At 61.3% G+C, this 18,342-nt stretch carries 20 protein-coding genes; 6 read left to right on the top strand and 14 right to left on the bottom strand.

Features of this window, described 5'->3' with window-relative positions; genetic code table 11:
• Window positions 1-25: 25 nt before the first annotated feature.
• A complete protein-coding gene (locus EJ076_RS20190) occupies window positions 26-1,132 on the bottom strand; it encodes an aldo/keto reductase (protein ID WP_126069051.1) in 1,107 nt (368 codons plus the stop codon).
• A gap of 113 nt (window positions 1,133-1,245) precedes the next feature.
• Here EJ076_RS20190 and EJ076_RS20185 point away from each other — a divergent pair, with 113 nt between their 5' ends.
• The gene (locus EJ076_RS20185; RefSeq protein WP_126069050.1) at window positions 1,246-2,172 is read left to right on the top strand and encodes a LysR family transcriptional regulator; all 927 of its coding nucleotides are present in this window, start codon (window positions 1,246-1,248) and stop codon (window positions 2,170-2,172) included.
• 21 nt (window positions 2,173-2,193) lie between these two features.
• Here EJ076_RS20185 and tsf read toward each other — a convergent pair whose 3' ends face one another.
• The 5 genes from tsf to EJ076_RS20160 form a co-directional block, all read right to left on the bottom strand.
• Window positions 2,194-3,114, bottom strand: coding sequence for a translation elongation factor Ts (gene tsf, locus EJ076_RS20180; RefSeq protein WP_109669054.1), 921 nt, complete (start codon window positions 3,112-3,114; stop codon window positions 2,194-2,196).
• A 109-nt stretch (window positions 3,115-3,223) separates the two neighbouring features.
• Complete coding sequence (rpsB, locus tag EJ076_RS20175) at window positions 3,224-4,012, bottom strand: 30S ribosomal protein S2 (protein ID WP_023812937.1); 789 nt, start codon at window positions 4,010-4,012, stop codon at window positions 3,224-3,226.
• A gap of 201 nt (window positions 4,013-4,213) precedes the next feature.
• Window positions 4,214-4,492: a DUF4031 domain-containing protein gene (locus EJ076_RS20170; protein WP_126071099.1), complete on the bottom strand. Its 279-nt coding sequence runs from the start codon at window positions 4,490-4,492 to the stop codon at window positions 4,214-4,216.
• 57 nt (window positions 4,493-4,549) lie between these two features.
• The gene (locus tag EJ076_RS20165; protein WP_126069049.1) at window positions 4,550-5,848 is read right to left on the bottom strand and encodes a hypothetical protein; all 1,299 of its coding nucleotides are present in this window, start codon (window positions 5,846-5,848) and stop codon (window positions 4,550-4,552) included.
• Between the two features lie 116 nt (window positions 5,849-5,964).
• Entirely contained in the window at window positions 5,965-6,792 is an 828-nt protein-coding gene (locus tag EJ076_RS20160) for a cell envelope integrity EipB family protein (RefSeq protein ID WP_109669059.1), read from the bottom strand.
• Between the two features lie 138 nt (window positions 6,793-6,930).
• Between EJ076_RS20160 and EJ076_RS20155 the strand changes: the two genes are divergently transcribed.
• The 4 genes from EJ076_RS20155 (at window position 6,931) to EJ076_RS20140 (ending at window position 9,937) form a co-directional block, all read left to right on the top strand.
• On the top strand, window positions 6,931-7,395 hold the full coding sequence (locus tag EJ076_RS20155; protein ID WP_126069048.1) for a RidA family protein: 465 nt from the start codon (window positions 6,931-6,933) through the stop codon (window positions 7,393-7,395).
• Between the two features lie 14 nt (window positions 7,396-7,409).
• On the top strand, window positions 7,410-8,138 hold the full coding sequence (locus EJ076_RS20150; protein ID WP_126069047.1) for a glycerophosphodiester phosphodiesterase: 729 nt from the start codon (window positions 7,410-7,412) through the stop codon (window positions 8,136-8,138).
• Window positions 8,139-8,194: 56 nt separating this feature from the next.
• The gene (locus EJ076_RS20145; RefSeq protein WP_109669063.1) at window positions 8,195-9,409 is read left to right on the top strand and encodes a GNAT family N-acetyltransferase; all 1,215 of its coding nucleotides are present in this window, start codon (window positions 8,195-8,197) and stop codon (window positions 9,407-9,409) included.
• A 99-nt stretch (window positions 9,410-9,508) separates the two neighbouring features.
• Window positions 9,509-9,937: an HIT family protein gene (locus EJ076_RS20140; protein WP_109669065.1), complete on the top strand. Its 429-nt coding sequence runs from the start codon at window positions 9,509-9,511 to the stop codon at window positions 9,935-9,937.
• A 3-nt stretch (window positions 9,938-9,940) separates the two neighbouring features.
• Here the strand turns inward: EJ076_RS20140 and EJ076_RS20135 are convergent, their stop codons facing one another.
• From EJ076_RS20135 to EJ076_RS35830, 6 genes are all read right to left on the bottom strand, one after another.
• Window positions 9,941-10,843 (bottom strand): phosphatase PAP2 family protein, encoded by a 903-nt coding sequence (locus EJ076_RS20135; protein ID WP_245463098.1) that lies wholly within the window; start codon window positions 10,841-10,843, stop codon window positions 9,941-9,943.
• 135 nt (window positions 10,844-10,978) lie between these two features.
• Complete coding sequence (locus EJ076_RS20130; RefSeq protein WP_126069046.1) at window positions 10,979-11,578, bottom strand: chloramphenicol phosphotransferase; 600 nt, start codon at window positions 11,576-11,578, stop codon at window positions 10,979-10,981.
• 63 nt (window positions 11,579-11,641) lie between these two features.
• Complete coding sequence (gene clpA / locus EJ076_RS20125; RefSeq protein WP_109669069.1) at window positions 11,642-14,110, bottom strand: ATP-dependent Clp protease ATP-binding subunit ClpA; 2,469 nt, start codon at window positions 14,108-14,110, stop codon at window positions 11,642-11,644.
• A gap of 6 nt (window positions 14,111-14,116) precedes the next feature.
• Window positions 14,117-14,446: an ATP-dependent Clp protease adapter ClpS gene (clpS, locus tag EJ076_RS20120; protein ID WP_056587551.1), complete on the bottom strand. Its 330-nt coding sequence runs from the start codon at window positions 14,444-14,446 to the stop codon at window positions 14,117-14,119.
• Between the two features lie 297 nt (window positions 14,447-14,743).
• Entirely contained in the window at window positions 14,744-15,073 is a 330-nt protein-coding gene (locus EJ076_RS20115) for a phasin family protein (protein WP_109669071.1), read from the bottom strand.
• Window positions 15,074-15,223: 150 nt separating this feature from the next.
• Window positions 15,224-15,487, bottom strand: a complete 264-nt coding sequence (locus EJ076_RS35830) for a hypothetical protein (RefSeq protein ID WP_245463122.1) — start codon at window positions 15,485-15,487, stop codon at window positions 15,224-15,226.
• Here EJ076_RS35830 and EJ076_RS20110 point away from each other — a divergent pair.
• Window positions 15,414-16,787, top strand: coding sequence for a D-alanyl-D-alanine carboxypeptidase (locus tag EJ076_RS20110; protein ID WP_245463097.1), 1,374 nt, complete (start codon window positions 15,414-15,416; stop codon window positions 16,785-16,787). The genes EJ076_RS35830 and EJ076_RS20110 overlap by 74 nt on opposite strands.
• A gap of 46 nt (window positions 16,788-16,833) precedes the next feature.
• On the opposite strand, the gene EJ076_RS20105 is transcribed toward EJ076_RS20110, so the two are convergent.
• Window positions 16,834-17,532: a DnaJ domain-containing protein gene (locus EJ076_RS20105; RefSeq protein WP_126069044.1), complete on the bottom strand. Its 699-nt coding sequence runs from the start codon at window positions 17,530-17,532 to the stop codon at window positions 16,834-16,836.
• Window positions 17,532-18,263, bottom strand: coding sequence for a hypothetical protein (locus tag EJ076_RS20100; RefSeq protein ID WP_109669077.1), 732 nt, complete (start codon window positions 18,261-18,263; stop codon window positions 17,532-17,534). Before EJ076_RS20100 ends, EJ076_RS20105 begins: the two co-directional genes overlap by 1 nt.
• Window positions 18,264-18,342 lie beyond the last annotated feature (79 nt).

Here is an 18,342-nt window from a genome sequence, read left to right as displayed (position 1 = left end):
CGACCCGGAATTCTCTCGCCTTTTGTCAACTCACGCCGGCAAAAGCACCTTCCATGAGCAGGTCCGGGAAGTAGCCCGCCGGCTTGTCGCCGACCGCCTGACCGCCGGTGAGGCCGCCCTGGATTTCCGGGCCGAAGAACGAGTACGGGAACGGCGTGACCGGCTGGCTGACAGCGTCGAGCCTTGCCAAAAGCTCCTTGGGAACCTCGAAATCGAGCGCGCCGAGATTGTCCTTGAGCTGATCGAGTTTCGTCGCACCGATGATCACCGAAGCGACACCGGGCCGTGTGGCGGCCCAGTTCAAGGCGATCTGGGCCATGCCGCGGCCAAGCTCACCGGCAATTTTTTCCAGTTCGGCAACGATTGCCCAGTTGCGGTCGGTGAATTTCTGGAAACCGGGATTGGTCGAACCGCGCATCGTCTCCAGTCGCCCGCCCGCCTTGCTGATTGTATCTGAACGATATTTGCCGCTCAGCAAGCCGCTGGCCAGCGGGCTCCACACCATGATGCCGGCGCCGTAGCGCGTGCCGAACGGCACGAATTCATGCTCGATGTTGCGCTCGGCCAACGAATATTCGAGCTGCAGCGCCGAAACCGGCTCGTAGCCGCGCTGTTCGGCGATGGACTGCGCCCTGCTTGCGTACCAGGCGGGGACGTCGGAGAGGCCGACATGCCGGATCTTTCCGGCGCGCACCAGATCGTCCAGCGTCCGCATCACCTCTTCCGGTGAAGTCAGCCTGTCCCAGGCATGCAGGATATAGAGGTCGATATAATCGGTGCCGAGCCGTTTCAGCGAGCTTTCGACGGCGCGGATGATGTTCTTGCGGCCGTTGCCGCCGGCATTCGGATTGCCCTGCTCCAGATTCATGCTGAACTTGGTGCTGATCACCGCCTTGTCGCGCAGGCCGCGTTCGGCAATGAACTCGCCAAGCCAGGTCTCGGAGGTACCGCCGGTATAAGCGTCGGCCGTATCGAAGAAATTGCCGCCTGCCTCGACATAGGCATCGACCAGGACGCGTGCCGTCTCCTTGTCGGCGCCCCAGCCCCATTCGGTGCCGAAGGTCATGGTGCCGAGCGCCAACCGGGTGACACGCAGCCCGCTGCTGCCAAGGGTGTAGTAGGACATGGTCATGGAACGTCTCCTTGCTGCTTCGCCAAACGGCGTTGATGCAGCGTTAGATGCCCCAGCTCACTTCGTTTGATAATGTTGCATTATCTGCATGAACTATGCGATATCATGCATGAATGGATCGCGATCTGCTGGGCCATCTTCCCGTCATCGTTGCCGTGGCCCGACGCGGCGGCTTTGCGTCCGCGGCGGCAGAGCTTGGCATGAGCCCTTCGGCGGTCAGCCATGCGGTCAGGTTGGTGGAGGAGCGCATCGGCCAGCCGCTTTTTGCCCGCACGACGCGGAGCGTCTCACTGACCGAGGCCGGTCAGGCGCTTGTCGCGACGGCGGAGCCGGCGCTGCAGGATATCGCGGAGCGGATGGAGCGTATCCGCGGCATCAAGGGTCGCCCGGCTGGACTGCTCAGAATCAACGTTTCGCATGTCGCCGTCCCGATGGCGGTGACGCCAGTGGTGACGGCCATGGCGGAGCGCTATCCGGATGTGACGGTGGAAATCTTTGCCAACGAAGGGTTGGTCGATATCGTCGGCGAAGGCTTTGACGCCGGCATCAGACTTGGCGAAATGATCGCGCAGGACATGATCGCGATCCGGATGACACCGCCCTTCCAGGTGATCATCGTCGCTTCGCCAGCCTATATCGGCCGGCGTGGTCGCCCGCGCAGCCTGGCCGATCTCGCCGCCCACAATTGCATCGGCTACCGCCTGGTGCGATCCGGCGCGATCTATCGTTGGGATTTGACGGAGGACGGCAAGGACGTGGCGGTGGAAACGCGCGGCACCGCCGTCGTGACCGATTCCCTTGCCGCCATCGACCTGGCGCTGTCTGGGATGGGACTGGCCTATGTGTTCGAGCCGCTGGTGCGCGCCGACCTGGCCGCCGGTCGACTTGTCCAGGTGCTGCCGCAGTCGGCAATCGAGGAACCAGGCCTGTTTCTCTACTTTCCGCGCCGGGCGGCGATGGCGCCGAAGCTGCGCGCCTTTGTCGACATCGCACAAGAAATCGGCCGGACGCCCTCGCGAGCGCCCGGCCGAGTTGCCTGAGCCGAAAAGCCGGTTGGCGGCTTACTTCTTGACCGCAGCCGCGACTTCCGCCGCGAAATCGGTTTCTTCCTTCTCGATGCCCTCGCCCAGCGCGAAGCGCAGGTAAGCGGTGATCTTGGCCGGCGCGCCGATGTCCTTCTCGGCATCCTTCAGCGCCTTCTCGACGGTGATGTCGGGATTGAGCACGAAGGCCTGCTTCAGGAGCACGACCTCTTCGTAGAACTTGCGCAGACGGCCTTCGACCATCTTCTCGATAATGGCTTCCGGCTTGCCGGACTGGCGCGCCTGGTCGGAGAAGATCGCCTTCTCGCGTTCGACCGCGGCCGGATCGATCTGCTCTGCGGTCAGCGCCATCGGATTGGTGGCAGCGACATGCATGGCGACCTGACGAGCGAAGGCATTGGCCGCATGCTCGTTGCCCGTGGTCTCGATGGCGACCAGAACACCGAGCTTGCCAAGGCCATCGGCAACCGCGTTGTGGACGTAGGTTGCGACGGCGCCGTGCGGAACGGTCAACTTGGCAGAGCGGCGGAAGCCCATGTTTTCGCCAATGGTGCCGACAGCGTCCTTGATGGTGTCAGCAACCGACTTGTCCGAACCGGGATACTTTGCGGCGGCTACAGCCTCTGTCGTGCCATAGGCCAGAGCGACCTTGGCAACGTTGGCGACGATTTCCTGAAACGCGGCGTTGCGAGCAACGAAGTCGGTCTCGGAATTGACTTCTACGACAGCCGCTTCGCGAACGCCGGAATCAACGCCAATCAGGCCCTCCGCTGCAGTGCGTCCAGCCTTCTTGTCGGCTTTGGAAATACCCTTCTTGCGCAGCCAGTCGACGGCCTCTTCCATGTTGCCGTTGGTCTCGGTCAACGCCGCCTTGCAGTCCATCATGCCCGCGCCGGTCAAGTCGCGGAGTTCTTTGACCTGTGCAGCCGAAATGCTCATTGTCGCCTCTTTGTTTTAAATGCACCGACGCACCATCGGTGTTCGATGGTGCGTCTGTTTAGCGTGCCAAAATATGAGAAAGATGAAGGCCGCAACCGGCCTTCGATTATCAAGCTTCGGGGGCTTCCGACGCTGGGGCCGGGGCCGGGTCGAGCGCAGGTTCGACCGGAGCTTCGACCGAAGCGCCGATGTCGACGCCGAGCGCGCCCTGCTGGCGGGCGATACCGTCGATCGCAGCCTTGGCGATCAGGTCGCAATAGAGCTGGATGGCGCGAGCCGCGTCGTCATTGCCGGGGATCGGGAAGTCGATCTTGTCCGGATCGCAGTTCGAATCGATGATGGCGACAACCGGGATTCCGAGGCGCTTGGCCTCGAGGATGGCGATTGCTTCCTTGTTGGTGTCGATGACGAACATCAGGTCGGGCGTCGAGCCCATGTCCTTGATGCCGCCCAGCGCCTTGTCGAGCTTCTCGCGCTCGCGGTCGAGGTTCAGGCGCTCCTTCTTGGTCAGGCCCTGGGCCTCGCCGGCCAGCATCTCGTCGAGCTTGCGCAGGCGCTGGATCGAGTTCGAGATCGTCTTCCAGTTGGTCAGCATGCCGCCGAGCCAACGCGAATTGACATAATACTGGGCCGAACGCTGTGCCGCGTCGGCGACGATGTCGGACGCCTGGCGCTTGGTGCCGACGAACAGCACGCGGCCGCCCTTGGCAACAGTGTCGGAAACCTGCTTCAGCGCCTGGTGCAGCAAAGGCACCGTCTGCGAGAGGTCGATGATGTGGATGTTGTTGCGGGCGCCATAGATGTAGGGCGCCATCTTCGGGTTCCAGCGGTGGGTCTGGTGGCCAAAGTGAATGCCAGCTTCCAAAAGCTGGCGCATGCTGAAATCAGGCAGTGCCATTCAAAGTTCCTTTCCGGTTAGCCTCCACGGACACAGGCATTTTTGGACTTTGTCCTCGAACGCCACCGGAGGTTTCAGCCGGATTTCTCCCGGGCAGACACCAAAGTCCGTGTGTGGAATGAGCGCGCATATAGAGGGGATGCGCAACAAACGCAAGCGCCGCGGGATCTGTAGTGCCGCGTGCGACGATCCGCACCGCTGTCAGCGCTTTATCTTCCCGTTCGGCACCCGAACCCGCCGGAAGACCGCGACGATCTCCTCGCGGCTGCATTCGATGGCGCCGAGCCGCACCGCGCGGTCGCGCTCGAAGCCGGTTATGTCATAATGCGGCGCCGATGTCTTGGGCGGCCCCTGATAGGATGAGCGCTTGACAGCCAGATCTGCAGCGAAGCGATGCAGTTCGTCGGTGTCGTCGGCCAGCAGATGGCACCAGCGATGGCCGGCCCAGTTCCAGATCGCTGCGTCGACATAGACTGCCATGAAGATGTTGTCTGCCTTCCATCCGTCCTGACAGTCGGCCACACGGCCCGTCCGATGTCAGTGACGATAGAATGGATTCGGATAGAAAATGAAGCTGCCTTTGGCTGCAAGCTCGGTCACGGTGCTGGTGATGGCTTCCTGCATGCGACGGTGCAACTCGGCAACCGCATCCTCGATCGAGCCAGCATATTCATGCAGGCCCAGCGCCTCCGGCACCCGGATATAGGCGCAACGCGGTCCGGCCGGCTGCGGAATGAACCGGTTCATCGTGTCGCGCAGTCCGCCCCGGCAGTAGTCGTTGCGTGTACGCTTCAGGTGTTCGGCGATCTCCTCCTGGGTGATGCGCGGGTTGGTCGAGGCCCAGGGCCCGACGCGTTGCAACCTCTGGACCGCGTCGGCGAGCGTGCGGACCTGCTTTTGCCCTTCCGCATCGCCGGTGTTTTCGCGCTGCCAGCGACGCGCCCGCCGCAGAAGCTCGGTGGTGTCGGTGATGGCAGCTTCGGGTGAGATACTTTCGCCGAGCCGGCGGGCGAGTTCGATGATCAACCCCTGCTGGCGCTCGGCATAGGTCTGGCCTTCGTCAGACGGCATGCCCCATGCGGCTTCGTCGCGGGTCAGCAGCGTCGAATAGATATGGTGGATGCGCTGCGGCAGCGTGTCGGTCGCGTGGCGTTCTATGTTCAGGCTTTTCTCGACATAGGCGCATTCCTTCGCCAGCGCCGCTTCGACATTCCCGGTGAAGGCAAGTTTCCAGACGACTGGCGCGATCCAGACCTTGAAATCGGGATCCGTGGCCCGGCCGCGCTTGAGGGCCTCAAGCCCCATCTCGACGGCACCCGACAGCAACGGCGCGACGATATTGGCGTGCCAGCCGACGCCGCCTTCGGGATGCAGCAGCACGCCATGACCTTTCAAGGCCCAGGCGACGGAGTGTTCCTTGGCTGCCCCGCTGTTGCCGGGAATCTGGGCGATCAGATTGTTGGCCAGCCAGAATTTCTGCATCAGCCGGCCGAGACCGTTGACGACACCGTTCGTCGCCCATGAGGCCGTGAGCGGGCTGACCTGCGACACGATTTCCTTGTCGATCATCCAGTCGGTGAAGAACTCGGGATGGTTGGGCGTGATGAAGGTCGCCTTCCCTGCCCCGCAATTGGCCTTCAGCCGCTCGAGATCGGCGTCGGGAAAGTCGATGTGACGGACATTGGCGACGCCGCGCAGACCGGCCAGGCGGTTGAATGGCAACAGATCACGAAATCCGGGAATGCCGCGCAGCATGACGATCCGGTTGACGGATGTCATGGCCCTGATCAGTGCCGGGTTGGGCCGCGGCGCCACGAAGACATCGATCTTGCTCAAGCTGCTCCCCCTTGCGCCTGGACGCTGAGATAGAGGTTGAGAGACGATTGCGGCACGTTCAAGTCGTTCGACACGGCCACGCCGTGCCGAGGTTAATCAACCGGCCGGATGAAGCCCTATTTTGCCGGGCAGGGTTTCGTCTGGTCGAACAGCGACAGATTGACCAGCTTGCCGGTCATTGAGAAATCGCCATAGTCCATGACGAGGTCGCGGGTGATGCCGTTCTCATGCAGCTTGAAGCTGATGCGGTATTCCGGCACCTCTTCGCCTGTCTTGTCGGTGTCGTCGAAATAGGCGATGTCGACCGGCCAGTATTTGTCGGTGGCGAGCTTCGCCAGTGCCGGAGCCTCCGGGTCGGCCTTGTCGGAATTGGTTTTCTTGCCGACGACGACGGTGGTGGTCATCACCTTGTTGGCGTCTTCGGAACCGTCGAACAGGTTGGTTTCGTAGAAGTTCTCGCCCTTTTCGGCCTTGCCGATCAGTTCGACCAGGTGCTGGGTCGGGAATTGGGTGCTCGCCAGCTCGACGCTGTTCTTTTCAGGCTTGTCGATATCGACCTTCAGGCCCTTGGTCTCTTTCGTGGCGACGCCCTTGACCTCCTTGTCGAGGTTCTGGTCGACGAAGGATTTCGTCACGAATGAAAACGTCTTGCCTTCAGCGTCCTCGAAAGTGGTCGTCTGCTGATCCGTCAGCCTAGTGTTGTCGGCAGTGACGATCTGGGTGACGAAGCGGAATTTCACCGTATAGCCTTCGCAGGCCGAGCCGTTGAACTCATAGACCATGCGGCCGGATATGCCTGTGATGCCGGACTGATCGGACGCCTTCTTGAGGGTAAGGTCGTAAACGGCGCGGTGGGCTTGCAGCGCCGGCACGGCAAAGGCTGGGCCTATCGAGAAGACCCCCGACAACAGGACGGCATGGAATGCAAGGCGCGTTGCGCGCATGAGGTACTCCGATCGTCGCGGCTAATGGCAAGCCGCAGGGAAAGATGGTCCAGCTTAAAAAAAGTCGTGGCGGAAGCGAGGCAAAAATAGCAATTTCGGCCCGGCCCGCGCGGCGTCACCAAGCAATAGGGAAATACCATGAGTGAAACAATCGAAAAGCGGCTAAGCGATCTGGGCGTGGCGCTTCCTGTCGCCGCCGCGCCCGCCGCCAACTACGTGCCCTATTGCAGGACCGGCAATTTGCTGTTCACCGCCGGCCAATTGCCGCTCAAGGACGGCAAGTTGCAGGCGAGCGGGCTGCTTGGCCGCGATGTCGACACGGCAGGCGGCAAGGACGCGGCAAAGTACTGCGCGATCAACATCCTGGCGCAGGCCAAGGCAGCGCTCGGCGACCTCGAGAAGATCCGCCGGCTGGTGAAGATCACCGTTTTCGTCGCCTCGACACCTGAGTTTGTCGAGCAGCATCTGGTTGCCAACGGCGCCTCAGACTTCCTGGTCGCGACACTTGGCGAGCGTGGCAAGCATGCCCGTTCCGCTGTCGGCACGGCCTGCCTGCCGCTTAATGCCGCAGTGGAAATCGAAGCCATCTTCGAAGTCGAATGAGCCAGGGGACGATCATGACCGACATATCCTGGCTGACCGCCCGGCCCGTCGCCCATCGCGGCTTTCACGACATGAACAAGACGCGCTGGGAAAACACGCTTTCCGCTTTCACGGCGGCGGCCGAGCGCGGCTATGCGATCGAATGCGACGTGCACCTGTCGTCGGATGGCGTTCCCGTGATCATTCATGACGACGATTTGCAAAGGCTGAGCGGCCAGGACGGTTTCGTCTGGCAACGCACCGCGGCGGAACTTACGGCGCTCAAGGTCGGCGGCACATCGGACCACCTGCCGACGCTGCAGGAAGCGCTCGACCTGGTTGACGGCCGCGTGCCGATGGTTGTCGAGTTGAAAGGGATTCCCGGTCGTGACGAAGGCCTGGTGGCCAGCGTCGGCAAGATGCTCAAGCGCTACAAGGGCAAAGCCGCGATCATGTCGTTCGACCACTGGCTGATCCGCGATTTCCCGAAACACGCACCAGGCATTCCGGGTGGGCTGACCGCCTACGGCAAGGACGTCAAGCTGATCGAGGCGCATTTCGCCATGCTGGCGCATGAGATCGCCTTCACCTCCTACGCCGCCGGCGACCTGCCAAACCCATTTGTCAGCTTCGTGCGTGAAAGGCTGAAAATGCCTGTTATCACCTGGACGGTGCATGACCAGCCGGCGGTCGACCTGACCTTCAGATATGCCGACCAGATGACGTTCGAAGGGTTCGAACCCGATCTGGTCAAAGTCGCCTGAAGTCGAGTGTCTGAAACGTGACTTGTACCAAGCCGGACGGAGCTTAAATAAGCCTCATGGATCAAGGCGACGAGGGCGATGGCCAGACAGCAAATGCGGACTATTCAATCCGCGTCGCCGCTGGCATCGGCGCTTTCACATGCGACGAATGGAACAGCTTTGCCGAGACTACGCGCGGCGATGCAGAAACCAATTACAATCCTTTGGTTTCCTTCGCTTTTCTGAGTGCACTTGAGGATTCCGGATGCGCCGTGCGGCGCACCGGTTGGCAGGGCCACCACCTCAGGCTGGAAGATGGGCAAGGCAGATTGCTGGGCGCGGTGCCCTGTTATCTCAAATCGCACAGCCAGGGCGAATATGTGTTCGACCATGGCTGGTCGGATGCGTTCGAGCGCGCCGGTGGCCGCTACTATCCAAAACTGCAAAGTGCTGTGCCGTTCTCCCCGGTCACCGGCCCTCGCCTGCTGGTCACCAAGGGCGAGGATATCGTCACCGTCAAGGCCGGTTTGGCGGCAGGCCTGAAGGCGGTGACGCAAAAACTCGGTGTCTCTTCCGCGCATGTCACCTTCGCGCAAGAGGGCGACGTGGAGGTGCTGGAAGCGGCAGGTTTCCTGCACCGCACCGACCAGCAATTCCATTTCTTCAACGAAGGCTTTTCAACCTATGACGACTTCCTCGCTACCCTTGCCTCACGCAAGCGAAAGGCGATGAAGAAGGAAAGGCGCGAGGCGCTTGCCGACGGCATTTCGATCGACCGGCTGACCGGCAAGGATCTCACTGAGAAGGCCTGGGACGATTTCTTCGCCTTCTACATGGACACCGGCAGCCGCAAATGGGGCCGGCCCTATCTCAACCGCCAATTCTTTTCGCTGATCGGCGAGCGCATGGCCGACGACATCCTGCTGGTGATGGCCAGGCGCAACGGGCGCTATATTGCCGGCGCCATCAATTTCATCGGCTCCGACGCACTCTATGGCCGCAACTGGGGCTGCATCGAGGACCATCCCTTCCTGCACTTCGAGGTCTGCTACCACCAGGCGATCGACTTTGCCATCGAGCGCAAGCTGAAGGTGGTCGAGGCAGGCGCGCAGGGCGAGCACAAGCTGGCGCGCGGCTACCGGCCGGTGACCATGCATTCCGCGCACTACATTGCGCACCCGGGCCTGCGCAACGCCGTCGCCGACTATCTCAGACGCGAGCGGCAAGAGGTGGAGCGGATGGGCGAATATCTCGAAGAGCACACCCCGTTCCGCAAGGATCTGGAGGAGTAGCAACAGGGCTGCCCTGATGAGCAGGGTCGACTTCGCCGGGTCGTCTTGCCGACTTTCGACGGCTTCGCTACACGAAAGGCACAATCCGGAGCGTTCGCCATGGCCGCCTATGACACCGACAACATCTTCGCGAAGATCCTACGCGGCGAAATTCCCTCGCAGCGCGTCTACGAGGACGAAGCGGTCATAGCCTTCATGGATGTGATGCCGCAGGGGCCCGGCCATACGCTCGTGGTGCCGAAGGCACCGTCGCGCAACTTGCTCGACGCCGATCCGTCAATTTTCGGCCCGCTCTTCACCGTCGTTCAGAAAGTGGCGCTGGCGGTGAAAAAGGCCTTCGGCGCCGACGGTGTCACGATCCTTCAATTCAATGAGCCGGCCTCAGGGCAGACCGTCTATCATCTGCATGTCCATGTTATCCCGCGCTTCGATGGCATCCCGCTGAAACCGCACACTGGCGGAATGGAGAAGCCGGAAGTGCTGGCCGAGAGCGCCGAAAAGATACGGGCTGCGCTGGCCGCGCGGTGACGCTTAGCCCTCGGTTGTCAGCGCCTCGCATTTGGCCCTCGACAATGGCCGTCGCTGCTGTGCTTCGAATGCCCACAGGCCCAGTCGCCAGCAGGCTATTGTAATCACCGCGCCGCCGAACACATCCATCAGATTGTGCCCGCCATGGATAAGAATTGCCGGCACCAGCGCAGTGTTGGCGAGGATCAGCGCGAAACGAGCAAATGGATACGGCCAGATTGCGAAAAGCGACATCAGCGCCATGACCGTGTGGAACGACGGGAACCCTATGAGCCCTGTCGCCCGAATGGCTGAAATGTCGTTGATGCCATAAACCAGCAGGCGATTCAATTCCGCCCCGTAGGCGGAATTGACCACGGGGCCAACAATGCGATCGATTTCAGGGTCCAAGGTCCAGTAGGCGGAAGCGCCACTGGACGGAAACAGCGCCCAGCAAAAAATAGTGGCCAGCGCGGCAAACACCGCCGCCAGCATGGCAGCGTGAAGCTGCTTCCGATCGTTGGCCATGCCCAGGAAGAGAAAGACAAACAGGATCTGAGCCAGCGTCAGAGTATAGACCTGCCTCAGCGTATCCGAGAGAAGCGGGTATTGAGAAATCCATGCACAGGCGTCTGGCCACGAGTAACCGAACCAGGAGTCGATCCACACCAAGGTGGCGTCGATCGGCGCTGAATGCCGTGGCAAGAGCAGAAGGTTGAACAGCGAGGCAACAACTGAAAAGAGGATGAACAGCGCCAGAGCATGCGCAGTGAGCGCGATCCGCTCCGCTTTGCGGACCCGGCGATAGAATTGGCCGAGAGCGGTCATGACAATGGCAAAGCCGATGGAAAAAACATGGCTGTCAAGCGCAACGGTGACGTCCTTGACCCATGCAAGGAAAAAGCAGACGGCGACCAGCGCCAACACAATGGTCAGTATTGTCCGCTCTGCAGGTAGTAGGATCATGCTTGAAACATGACCAACCATCGTTAATCAAGAGTGAAAATGGAAGCAGGAGTGGTCAAGAACTCCTGTGGGAATCCTATCGAGAATATAAGAACCTCAGAAAGCCATTGAATTCGAATTTTCTAATATAAGCTTCTCCCGAATTATATCAGCGCACTGGGCAGAGTTCAGAAGTGACGTATCGACTTCGAGATCGTACACGCCTGGCCGATGCACCTCTTCCTGCCACAGACGCACGGGCAATGGCGCGGGATCGTCAGCCGAGGCGGTCACATATCCCTTGTCCGCGACGCTGGCCGCACGCCTCTCCATGATGATTTCGATCGGGCAGCGAACGCCGACAAGCAGCACCGGCAGGCCGGCGAGACGGCGGGCGCAATCGACGAGGCAGTTAAGGGGTTTCGAATAGGCATCGTGGTGGCCGACATCCGCAACGACATTCAGCCCCAGCCGGCTGTGAGCGGCTATCGATTCGTAGAGCGCTGCGTACAATCCGGGCACGACGCTTTCAAGATCCGGACGCTCGCCACCCGGCCGCAACCCAATTCCAGGCCGATAGCGTGCCGGCGTGGCCTGCTCGTAAACGTCAACACCGAGATTGATCCAGACGCCATCGAAACTCTCCTGAATAGCTCTGGCGATGCTTGATTTTCCCGATCGCGGCGCGCCGTTCAAGATGATGATCTGGCCAACCATGCGTCACCTCGTGTTCCAATGGAAAAAGCCCCGTTTCCGGGGCTTTTCCGACTTTCGTAAGGCTCAGTTCTTTCGGGGCAGTTGCGGCACGAGGCTGCGCTTGCCGCCGTCCTTGCCCTTGGCCTCGGGCTTTGGCGCCACCAGCTTCTTGGCCGCGGGCTTTTTCGCGACGGCCTTTCTGGGCTTCGGCGTTTCTTCCGGCTCTTCCTTCTTCGGCTTCACCGGCGCCTCGTCGGCGAGCGATTCGAGCTTCAGGCCGGTCTCGCCGGTTTCCTTCTTCTCGACGGTGACACGCACCGTGCCGCCCTTCTTGAGCTTGCCGAACAGCACCTCGTCGGCCAACGGCTTCTTGATGTGCTCTTGGATGACCCGGCCGAGCGGCCGCGCTCCCATGCGCTCATCATAGCCCTTGTCGGCGAGCCAGGCGATCGCATCCGCCGACAGGTCGAAGGTGACGCCACGCTCGGAAAGCTGTGCCTCGAGTTGCATGACGAACTTCTGCACCACCTGATGGATGACCGGAACCGGCAGCGAGCCGAACGGGATGATCGCATCGAGACGGTTGCGGAACTCCGGCGTGAACAGTCGGTTGATCGCCTCGACATCATCGCCTTCGCGCTTGGTCGAACCGAAACCTATCGCCGCGCGCTGGGCATCCGACGCACCCGCATTGGTGGTCATGATCAGGATCACATTGCGGAAGTCGATCTGCTTGCCGTTGTGGTCCGTCAGCTTGCCATGGTCCATCACCTGCAACAGGATGTTGAACAGGTCCGGATGCGCCTTCTCGACTTCGTCCAGCAACAGCACGCAGTGCGGATGCTGATCGACGCCGTCGGTCAAAAGGCCGCCCTGGTCGAAGCCGACATAGCCGGGAGGAGCACCGATCAGCCGCGACACGGTGTGGCGTTCCATATATTCCGACATGTCGAAGCGGATCAGCTCGACGCCGAGCGACGCGGCCAACTGCTTGGCCACTTCAGTCTTGCCGACGCCGGTCGGGCCGGAGAACAGGTAGGAGCCGATCGGCTTCTCAGGTTCGCGCAGTCCGGCACGTGCCAGCTTGATCGCCGAGGTCAGCGCACTGATCGCGGTATCCTGGCCATAGACGACGCGCTTCAGCTCGATATCGAGGCCTTGCAGCACCTTCTCGTCGTCGGCCGAAACCGTCTTCGGCGGGATGCGGGCCATGGTGGCGATCGTCGCCTCGATCTCCTTGATGCCGATGGTCTTCTTGCGCTTGGCTTCCGGCACCAGCATCTGCGAGGCGCCGGTCTCGTCGATCACGTCGATCGCCTTGTCCGGCAGCTTGCGGTCGTTGATGTAGCGTGCCGACAGCTCCACCGAGGCCTTGATCGCCTCGTTGGTGAACTTCACCTTGTGGAATTCCTCATAATAGGGCTTCAGGCCCTTCATGATCTCGATGGCGTCCTCGATGGTCGGCTCGTTGACGTCGATCTTCTGGAAGCGCCGCACCAGGGCACGGTCCTTCTCGAAGAACTGGCGGAATTCCTTGTAGGTGGTCGAGCCGATGCAGCGGATCGCACCCGACGACAAGGCCGGCTTCAACAGGTTGGACGCGTCCATGGCGCCGCCTGATGTGGCCCCTGCCCCGATGACCGTGTGGATCTCGTCGATGAACAGCACGGCACCTGGATAGTCCTCGAGCTCCTTGACGACCTGCTTCAGCCGTTCCTCGAAATCGCCGCGATAGCGCGTGCCGGCAAGCAGCGTGCCCATGTCGAGCGCGAAGATGGTGGCGTTGTGCAGCACTTCGGGAACGTCGCCCTCGACGATGCGCTTGGCCAGGCCCTCGGCGATCGCCGTCTTGCCGACGCCGGGGTCGCCGACATAGAGCGGGTTGTTCTTGGAGCGGCGGCACAGCACCTGGATGGTGCGGTTGATCTCGGACTCGCGGCCGATCAGCGGATCGATCTTGCCGGCCTTGGCCTTGTTGTTGAGATTGACGCAATAAGCTGTCAGCGCATCCTGCTGCTGCTTCTTCTTGCCACCTTCCTCTTGCGGTTCGGCGCCGTTCTGGCCGCCCTGCTCGTCATCGGCGCCGCGCGGCGAGCGTGTCTCCGACGCACCCGGACGCTTGGCAATGCCGTGCGAGATGTAGTTGACCGCGTCGTAGCGGGTCATCTGCTGTTCCTGCAGGAAATAGGCGGCATGGCTCTCGCGCTCGGCGAAGATGGCGACGAGCACGTTGGCGCCCGACACTTCCTCGCGGCCAGACGACTGGACATGGATCACCGCGCGCTGGATGACGCGTTGGAAACCGGCCGTCGGCTTGGAGTCCTCGTCGTAACCGGTGACGAGGTTGTCGAGCTCGGTGTCGATATAGGTGAGCACCGTGTGCTTGAGCTCATCGAGATCGACATTGCAGGCGCGCATGACGGCGGCCGCCTCGGTGTCGTCGATGAGCGCGAGCAGCAGGTGTTCAAGGGTTGCATATTCATGGTGCCGCTCATTGGCGAGCGTCAGCGCCTGGTGAAGCGCCTTTTCCAGGCCTTGGGAGAAAGCCGGCATGTTACCTCACTTCTTCTCCATCACGCATTGCAGCGGATGCTGATTCTGTCGGGCGAAATCCATGACCTGGGACACTTTGGTCTCGGCCACCTCGAATGTATAGACCCCGCACTCGCCCACTCCATGATTGTGAACATGAAGCATGATGCGTGTGGCGGCTTCGCGGTCCTTCTGGAAAAAACGCTCCAGCACGTGAACCACGAACTCCATGGGCGTGTAGTCGTCGTTGAGGATGAGGACCCGATAAAGGCTGGGCTTCTTGGTTTTGGTTTTGGTGCGCGTGATGACGGCCGTCCCACGGCCGGCCTCATTGCCGTTGCCGTCGCCGTTTTGCATTCGCGCCACGTGTCTCGTGGCAGTCAAACCGATCGTCACGTATTCCTGCCTCTTTCGAATCCCCATGCGAGTTCGACATGTAGGTGTTCGATGGACGATTTTAAGCCCTTCTGTTTAGCTGACAATATGGCTAGGTGACCAAACTTGGACGATTTTCGCAATCGTGAAGGGGCGCGAGGCCCTGGAGTGGAAATCGGCATGAAAAAACCCGGCTGCGTTTCCGCAGCCGGGTTTTGGCCCGGACCCAAAGGGCCGGATTTGGGTCACATCAGGCGAAATGACTTCGCCCGGGCGAAATTACTTCGCCTTGGCAACGATTGATTCGAACGGCTTGTAGGCTTCCTTGGCGAGTTCGGCATAGAGGTCGCCAATCTTGGTGGCCTCGGCGACGAACGCCTCGTAAGACTGCTTGGCGTAATCCGACTGGATCTCGATCGCCTTTTCCAGCGACTTGGCCGAAATCAGCTTCTCCACGGTGGCGCTGCCGGCTTCAAAACTCTTCTTGGTGTATTCGCCAGCCTCGGTCGCGATCGCCTGCGCGCCCTTGGAGAGGGACGCAAAGCTCTTCAATCCGGTGTCGGCGAACTCTTTGCCGTATTTGCTGAAGTCCTCATAGGTCTGGGTCATTTCGCGATTCCCTTGACGGTTGAGGCGTCCTTCTTCGGGGCGCCCTTGTGCAATGCAAGATAATAATTGTGCGCCGCACAAAAGTCAATATTTTACTGGCGTGCGGACCCGCCTGCACAGCCAATGGCTAAAAATCGAATAAAGAGAGCTTCAAGCCCGAAGAAAATGGTGAACGCGGCGGTTACCATAAACGGATTGGTAACGCTGCCCCGGTAGCTTGGCCGGAAGCGAGGCAGGACCCTTTGCCGCCTCCAGCGCAACGAAGAATTCAAGGGAAGTACCAGTGCGTAAGGCGTTGTTGGGCATCGTTTCCAAATCCACCTCCCCTCTCAAGACGATCATGATCATCGCCATGGCGATGACGTTTGTTTGTGGCGACGTCGTCTCATCGCTGGCAGCGAGGCAGGCGGCCATTGTCGTGGACGCCAAGACTGGCAAGGTGCTCTACTCCGCGGATGCCAACGGCAGGCGCTATCCGGCCTCGCTGACCAAGATGATGACGCTCTATCTGACCTTCGAGGCGCTGGCGAAGGGCAAGATCAGCAGGAACTCGCCAGTCGTGTTTTCGGCCCATGCATCCGCCGAGGCGCCGACGAAACTCGGGGTGAAGCCGGGCGATTCTGTCACGGTCGAGACCGCGATCCTGTCGATCGTCACCAAGTCGGCGAATGACTCGGCCACCGCGCTAGGTGAAATGCTCGGCGGCAATGAACCTACTTTTGCCCGCATGATGACCGCCAAGGCGCGGGCGCTGGGCATGACCGGGACCGTCTTCCGCAACGCCAACGGCCTGCCCGACCCTGGCCAATTCACCACCGCGCGCGACATGGCGACGCTCGGCATCGCGCTGAGGGAGCACTTCCCGCAGTATTACGGGTATTTCTCGCAGCGTTCCTTTCTTTACGGGCGCCAGCGCATCAACGGCCACAACCGCCTGCTCGGACGCATCAAAGGCGTCGACGGCATCAAGACGGGCTACACTCGCGCTTCCGGCTTCAACCTCGTCTCGTCGGTTGCCGATGGCAATCGCCGCATCGTCGGCGTGGTCATGGGCGGCACCTCCGGCGGCAGCCGCGACAACCAGATGGCCACGTTGATCAACACCTATCTGCCGAGGGCATCGACCCGCGGCGGCGGCGATCTGGTCGCCAAGGCCAGCGGCAACAACCCGATCACCGCGCTTGCCAAGGTCCTCCTGCCCAAGCACGACGCGCCGACGCCGGACGACAAGCCGATGGTCGAAGACGATGCCGTGGCGTCCAACGACGATCCTACAACTGCGGACGCTACGGACGCGACCGATGAGCAGACAACGGCCGCGGTCGAGGAGACAGCGCCCGTGGTCAAGACCAGGAAGGTCAAGACCGTCATCGTGTCGGCCCCTCAAATTGCCACGGCCCAGGTCGTCGCTGCCTATGCCGAGCCAACTCCGGCGGCCGTCGACCCGGTCAACACAGCGTCGGTGCCGTCGGGCTGGGCCATTCAGGTCGCGTCTTCGCCAAAGCAGTCCGAAGCCCAGGCCTTCCTCGACAAGACCACCAAGCAGGCACCCAAGGTGCTGGCCGACGCGTCCGGCTTCACCGTCGCCTTCGACAAGGATGGCGTCACCTACTACCGCGCCCGTTTCGGCGGCTTTGGTTCGAAGACCGCGGCCTGGAAGGCCTGCACCGCTTTGAAGAAGAAGAACATCGAGTGCTACGCCGTCCAGCAGTAGGACGGCGTGGAAGTCATCTCCCGGAAAAGTTCTGCATCGAAGGAGACTAGTTGTGATTGGAGAGCAAGACGTCCTTGGCTTCATTAATCCGCGCCGCCAGGAAAGACGTGCCGCCGATATCGGGGTGCAGGCGTTGCATCAGGCGGCGGTGCGCCTTGCGGACATCCGCCGCGGCGGCCCCCGCTTCAAGACCAAGGACCTTGTAGGCCTCCTCCTTAGTCATGGCGCCCGGACCTGGCGCAACACCCAGCCCTTCACCACCGTTCGTCTCAGTGTTTTTGCGCCAGACGGGAAATCTGCCGTCAAGATACGTCTCTAGCAGCTGCCGGCTCTCCGGATCGCCGGAGAGTTCCCGGAAGAGATGCTGCAACTCCGCCAGGCCCATCGCGCCAAGCATCTTGCCTTCGTGGCGGCCAGCCAGGACCAGTCCTTCAAGGCCGCCGGTATCGTGATCGAGTTCCATCTCGAGCGCTGCGGTGCGCACCGTCGAACGCTTGCCCGGCGCGAGCTTTGCCGGCGGCCGCTTCATCCGCATGGAACCATACCACGCGATTGCCGCCGACAGAATTATGCCTCCGATGCCTTCGCGCCCGACCACAACCATAGCGATGCCGACCAGCCCCAGAAGGACCGGCCCGAGTGTCTTCATGCCGCTGGCCAGTTTTGCTGGGTCGGCGCGGAGGAAGATCGTGGCCGCGCCGAGAAGCACCAAAAGTAATGCTACCAATGCGATGATTGCGCCCATCAGTCCCCGCCACCCCGCAGATGCTCGATCATCAGCCGGTCTTCCGGCCTGCCTCTGGCCTCAAGCGCCTTCAGTCCGCCGGTTGCAAACACCGCAACCGCCGAAAGCAGCCCTGCCAGGGTCGTTGCAGCCCGCCGATCAAATCGGAACCAAGCCCCTTTGGACAACCGCGCGATTTCCTTGAACGCCTTTTCTGCGCCGGAATCATGACCTTCCTGGAAGACGAAGACAGGAACGCCATGCAAGCCGAGGCTGCCGGCCTTTTCGGCCAGATCGTCGATATCCTCTTCCATCGCATCGCCGATATAGACCAGCGCATTGACCTTGGCGGCCGCCGTCTGTTTCAGCGCGTGCGCCAGCACCTTGCCGATCTGGGTGTGGCCGCTGCGGCATTCGATCCGCGTCATCAGCTGCTTCAAGGCATTGGTGTCGCTCACGAAAGCGGACGAACGGCACTCGCCGAGACCGCGAAAATAAACCAGCTGCACGCTGAGGGTTCCGGCCTTGCCGACGGCGTCGAACATCTGGCCCTGCAGCGTGCAGGCCAGATCCCAGGTCGGCTGGCGGCTCATCGTCGCGTCGAGGGCAAGGATCAGCCTGCCCGAACCGGTCGCCGACGCGGCAAGTGTCCTCGCCTGACGAATGAAGGCGTCGATCTCGCCGGCGTTGGATTGAGGCTTGATCGGCGCAGGATTGGCCCTCGCGGGCACGGGCTGCTTCTTGTCGCTCATAAAAACAAGATGTGGCGTTGCTACATCGCTTGCAAGTCCCACATCGGGTGGCACAAAGGGCCAGACGGTGATGCCACCT

Source organism: Mesorhizobium sp. M7D.F.Ca.US.005.01.1.1, assembly GCF_003952545.1.
Lineage (GTDB): Bacteria > Pseudomonadota > Alphaproteobacteria > Rhizobiales > Rhizobiaceae > Mesorhizobium > Mesorhizobium loti.
The sequence above is the reverse complement of the archived record's forward strand: the minus strand, read 5'-3'. Positions and strand labels throughout refer to the sequence as shown.

What these genes read in the sequence shown, in the direction of transcription:
- rpsB (WP_023812937.1), bottom strand. Translation starts at nt 4,012, where the DNA reads ATGGCACTGCCTGATTTCAGCATGCGCCAGCTTTTGGAAGCTGGCATT.
- EJ076_RS20115 (WP_109669071.1), bottom strand. Translation starts at nt 15,073, where the DNA reads ATGACCCAGACCTATGAGGACTTCAGCAAATACGGCAAAGAGTTCGCC.
- EJ076_RS20130 (WP_126069046.1), bottom strand. Translation starts at nt 11,578, where the DNA reads ATGGTTGGCCAGATCATCATCTTGAACGGCGCGCCGCGATCGGGAAAA.
- EJ076_RS20150 (WP_126069047.1), top strand. Translation starts at nt 7,410, where the DNA reads ATGACCGACATATCCTGGCTGACCGCCCGGCCCGTCGCCCATCGCGGC.
- clpS (WP_056587551.1), bottom strand. Translation starts at nt 14,446, where the DNA reads ATGCAAAACGGCGACGGCAACGGCAATGAGGCCGGCCGTGGGACGGCC.
- EJ076_RS35830 (WP_245463122.1), bottom strand. Translation starts at nt 15,487, where the DNA reads ATGGCCGCCTGCCTCGCTGCCAGCGATGAGACGACGTCGCCACAAACA.
- tsf (WP_109669054.1), bottom strand. Translation starts at nt 3,114, where the DNA reads ATGAGCATTTCGGCTGCACAGGTCAAAGAACTCCGCGACTTGACCGGC.
- EJ076_RS20185 (WP_126069050.1), top strand. Translation starts at nt 1,246, where the DNA reads ATGGATCGCGATCTGCTGGGCCATCTTCCCGTCATCGTTGCCGTGGCC.
- clpA (WP_109669069.1), bottom strand. Translation starts at nt 14,110, where the DNA reads ATGCCGGCTTTCTCCCAAGGCCTGGAAAAGGCGCTTCACCAGGCGCTG.
- EJ076_RS20155 (WP_126069048.1), top strand. Translation starts at nt 6,931, where the DNA reads ATGAGTGAAACAATCGAAAAGCGGCTAAGCGATCTGGGCGTGGCGCTT.
- EJ076_RS20105 (WP_126069044.1), bottom strand. Translation starts at nt 17,532, where the DNA reads ATGGGCGCAATCATCGCATTGGTAGCATTACTTTTGGTGCTTCTCGGC.
- EJ076_RS20100 (WP_109669077.1), bottom strand. Translation starts at nt 18,263, where the DNA reads ATGAGCGACAAGAAGCAGCCCGTGCCCGCGAGGGCCAATCCTGCGCCG.
- EJ076_RS20110 (WP_245463097.1), top strand. Translation starts at nt 15,414, where the DNA reads ATGATCATCGCCATGGCGATGACGTTTGTTTGTGGCGACGTCGTCTCA.
- EJ076_RS20145 (WP_109669063.1), top strand. Translation starts at nt 8,195, where the DNA reads ATGGATCAAGGCGACGAGGGCGATGGCCAGACAGCAAATGCGGACTAT.
- EJ076_RS20140 (WP_109669065.1), top strand. Translation starts at nt 9,509, where the DNA reads ATGGCCGCCTATGACACCGACAACATCTTCGCGAAGATCCTACGCGGC.
- EJ076_RS20190 (WP_126069051.1), bottom strand. Translation starts at nt 1,132, where the DNA reads ATGACCATGTCCTACTACACCCTTGGCAGCAGCGGGCTGCGTGTCACC.
- EJ076_RS20160 (WP_109669059.1), bottom strand. Translation starts at nt 6,792, where the DNA reads ATGCGCGCAACGCGCCTTGCATTCCATGCCGTCCTGTTGTCGGGGGTC.
- EJ076_RS20170 (WP_126071099.1), bottom strand. Translation starts at nt 4,492, where the DNA reads ATGGCAGTCTATGTCGACGCAGCGATCTGGAACTGGGCCGGCCATCGC.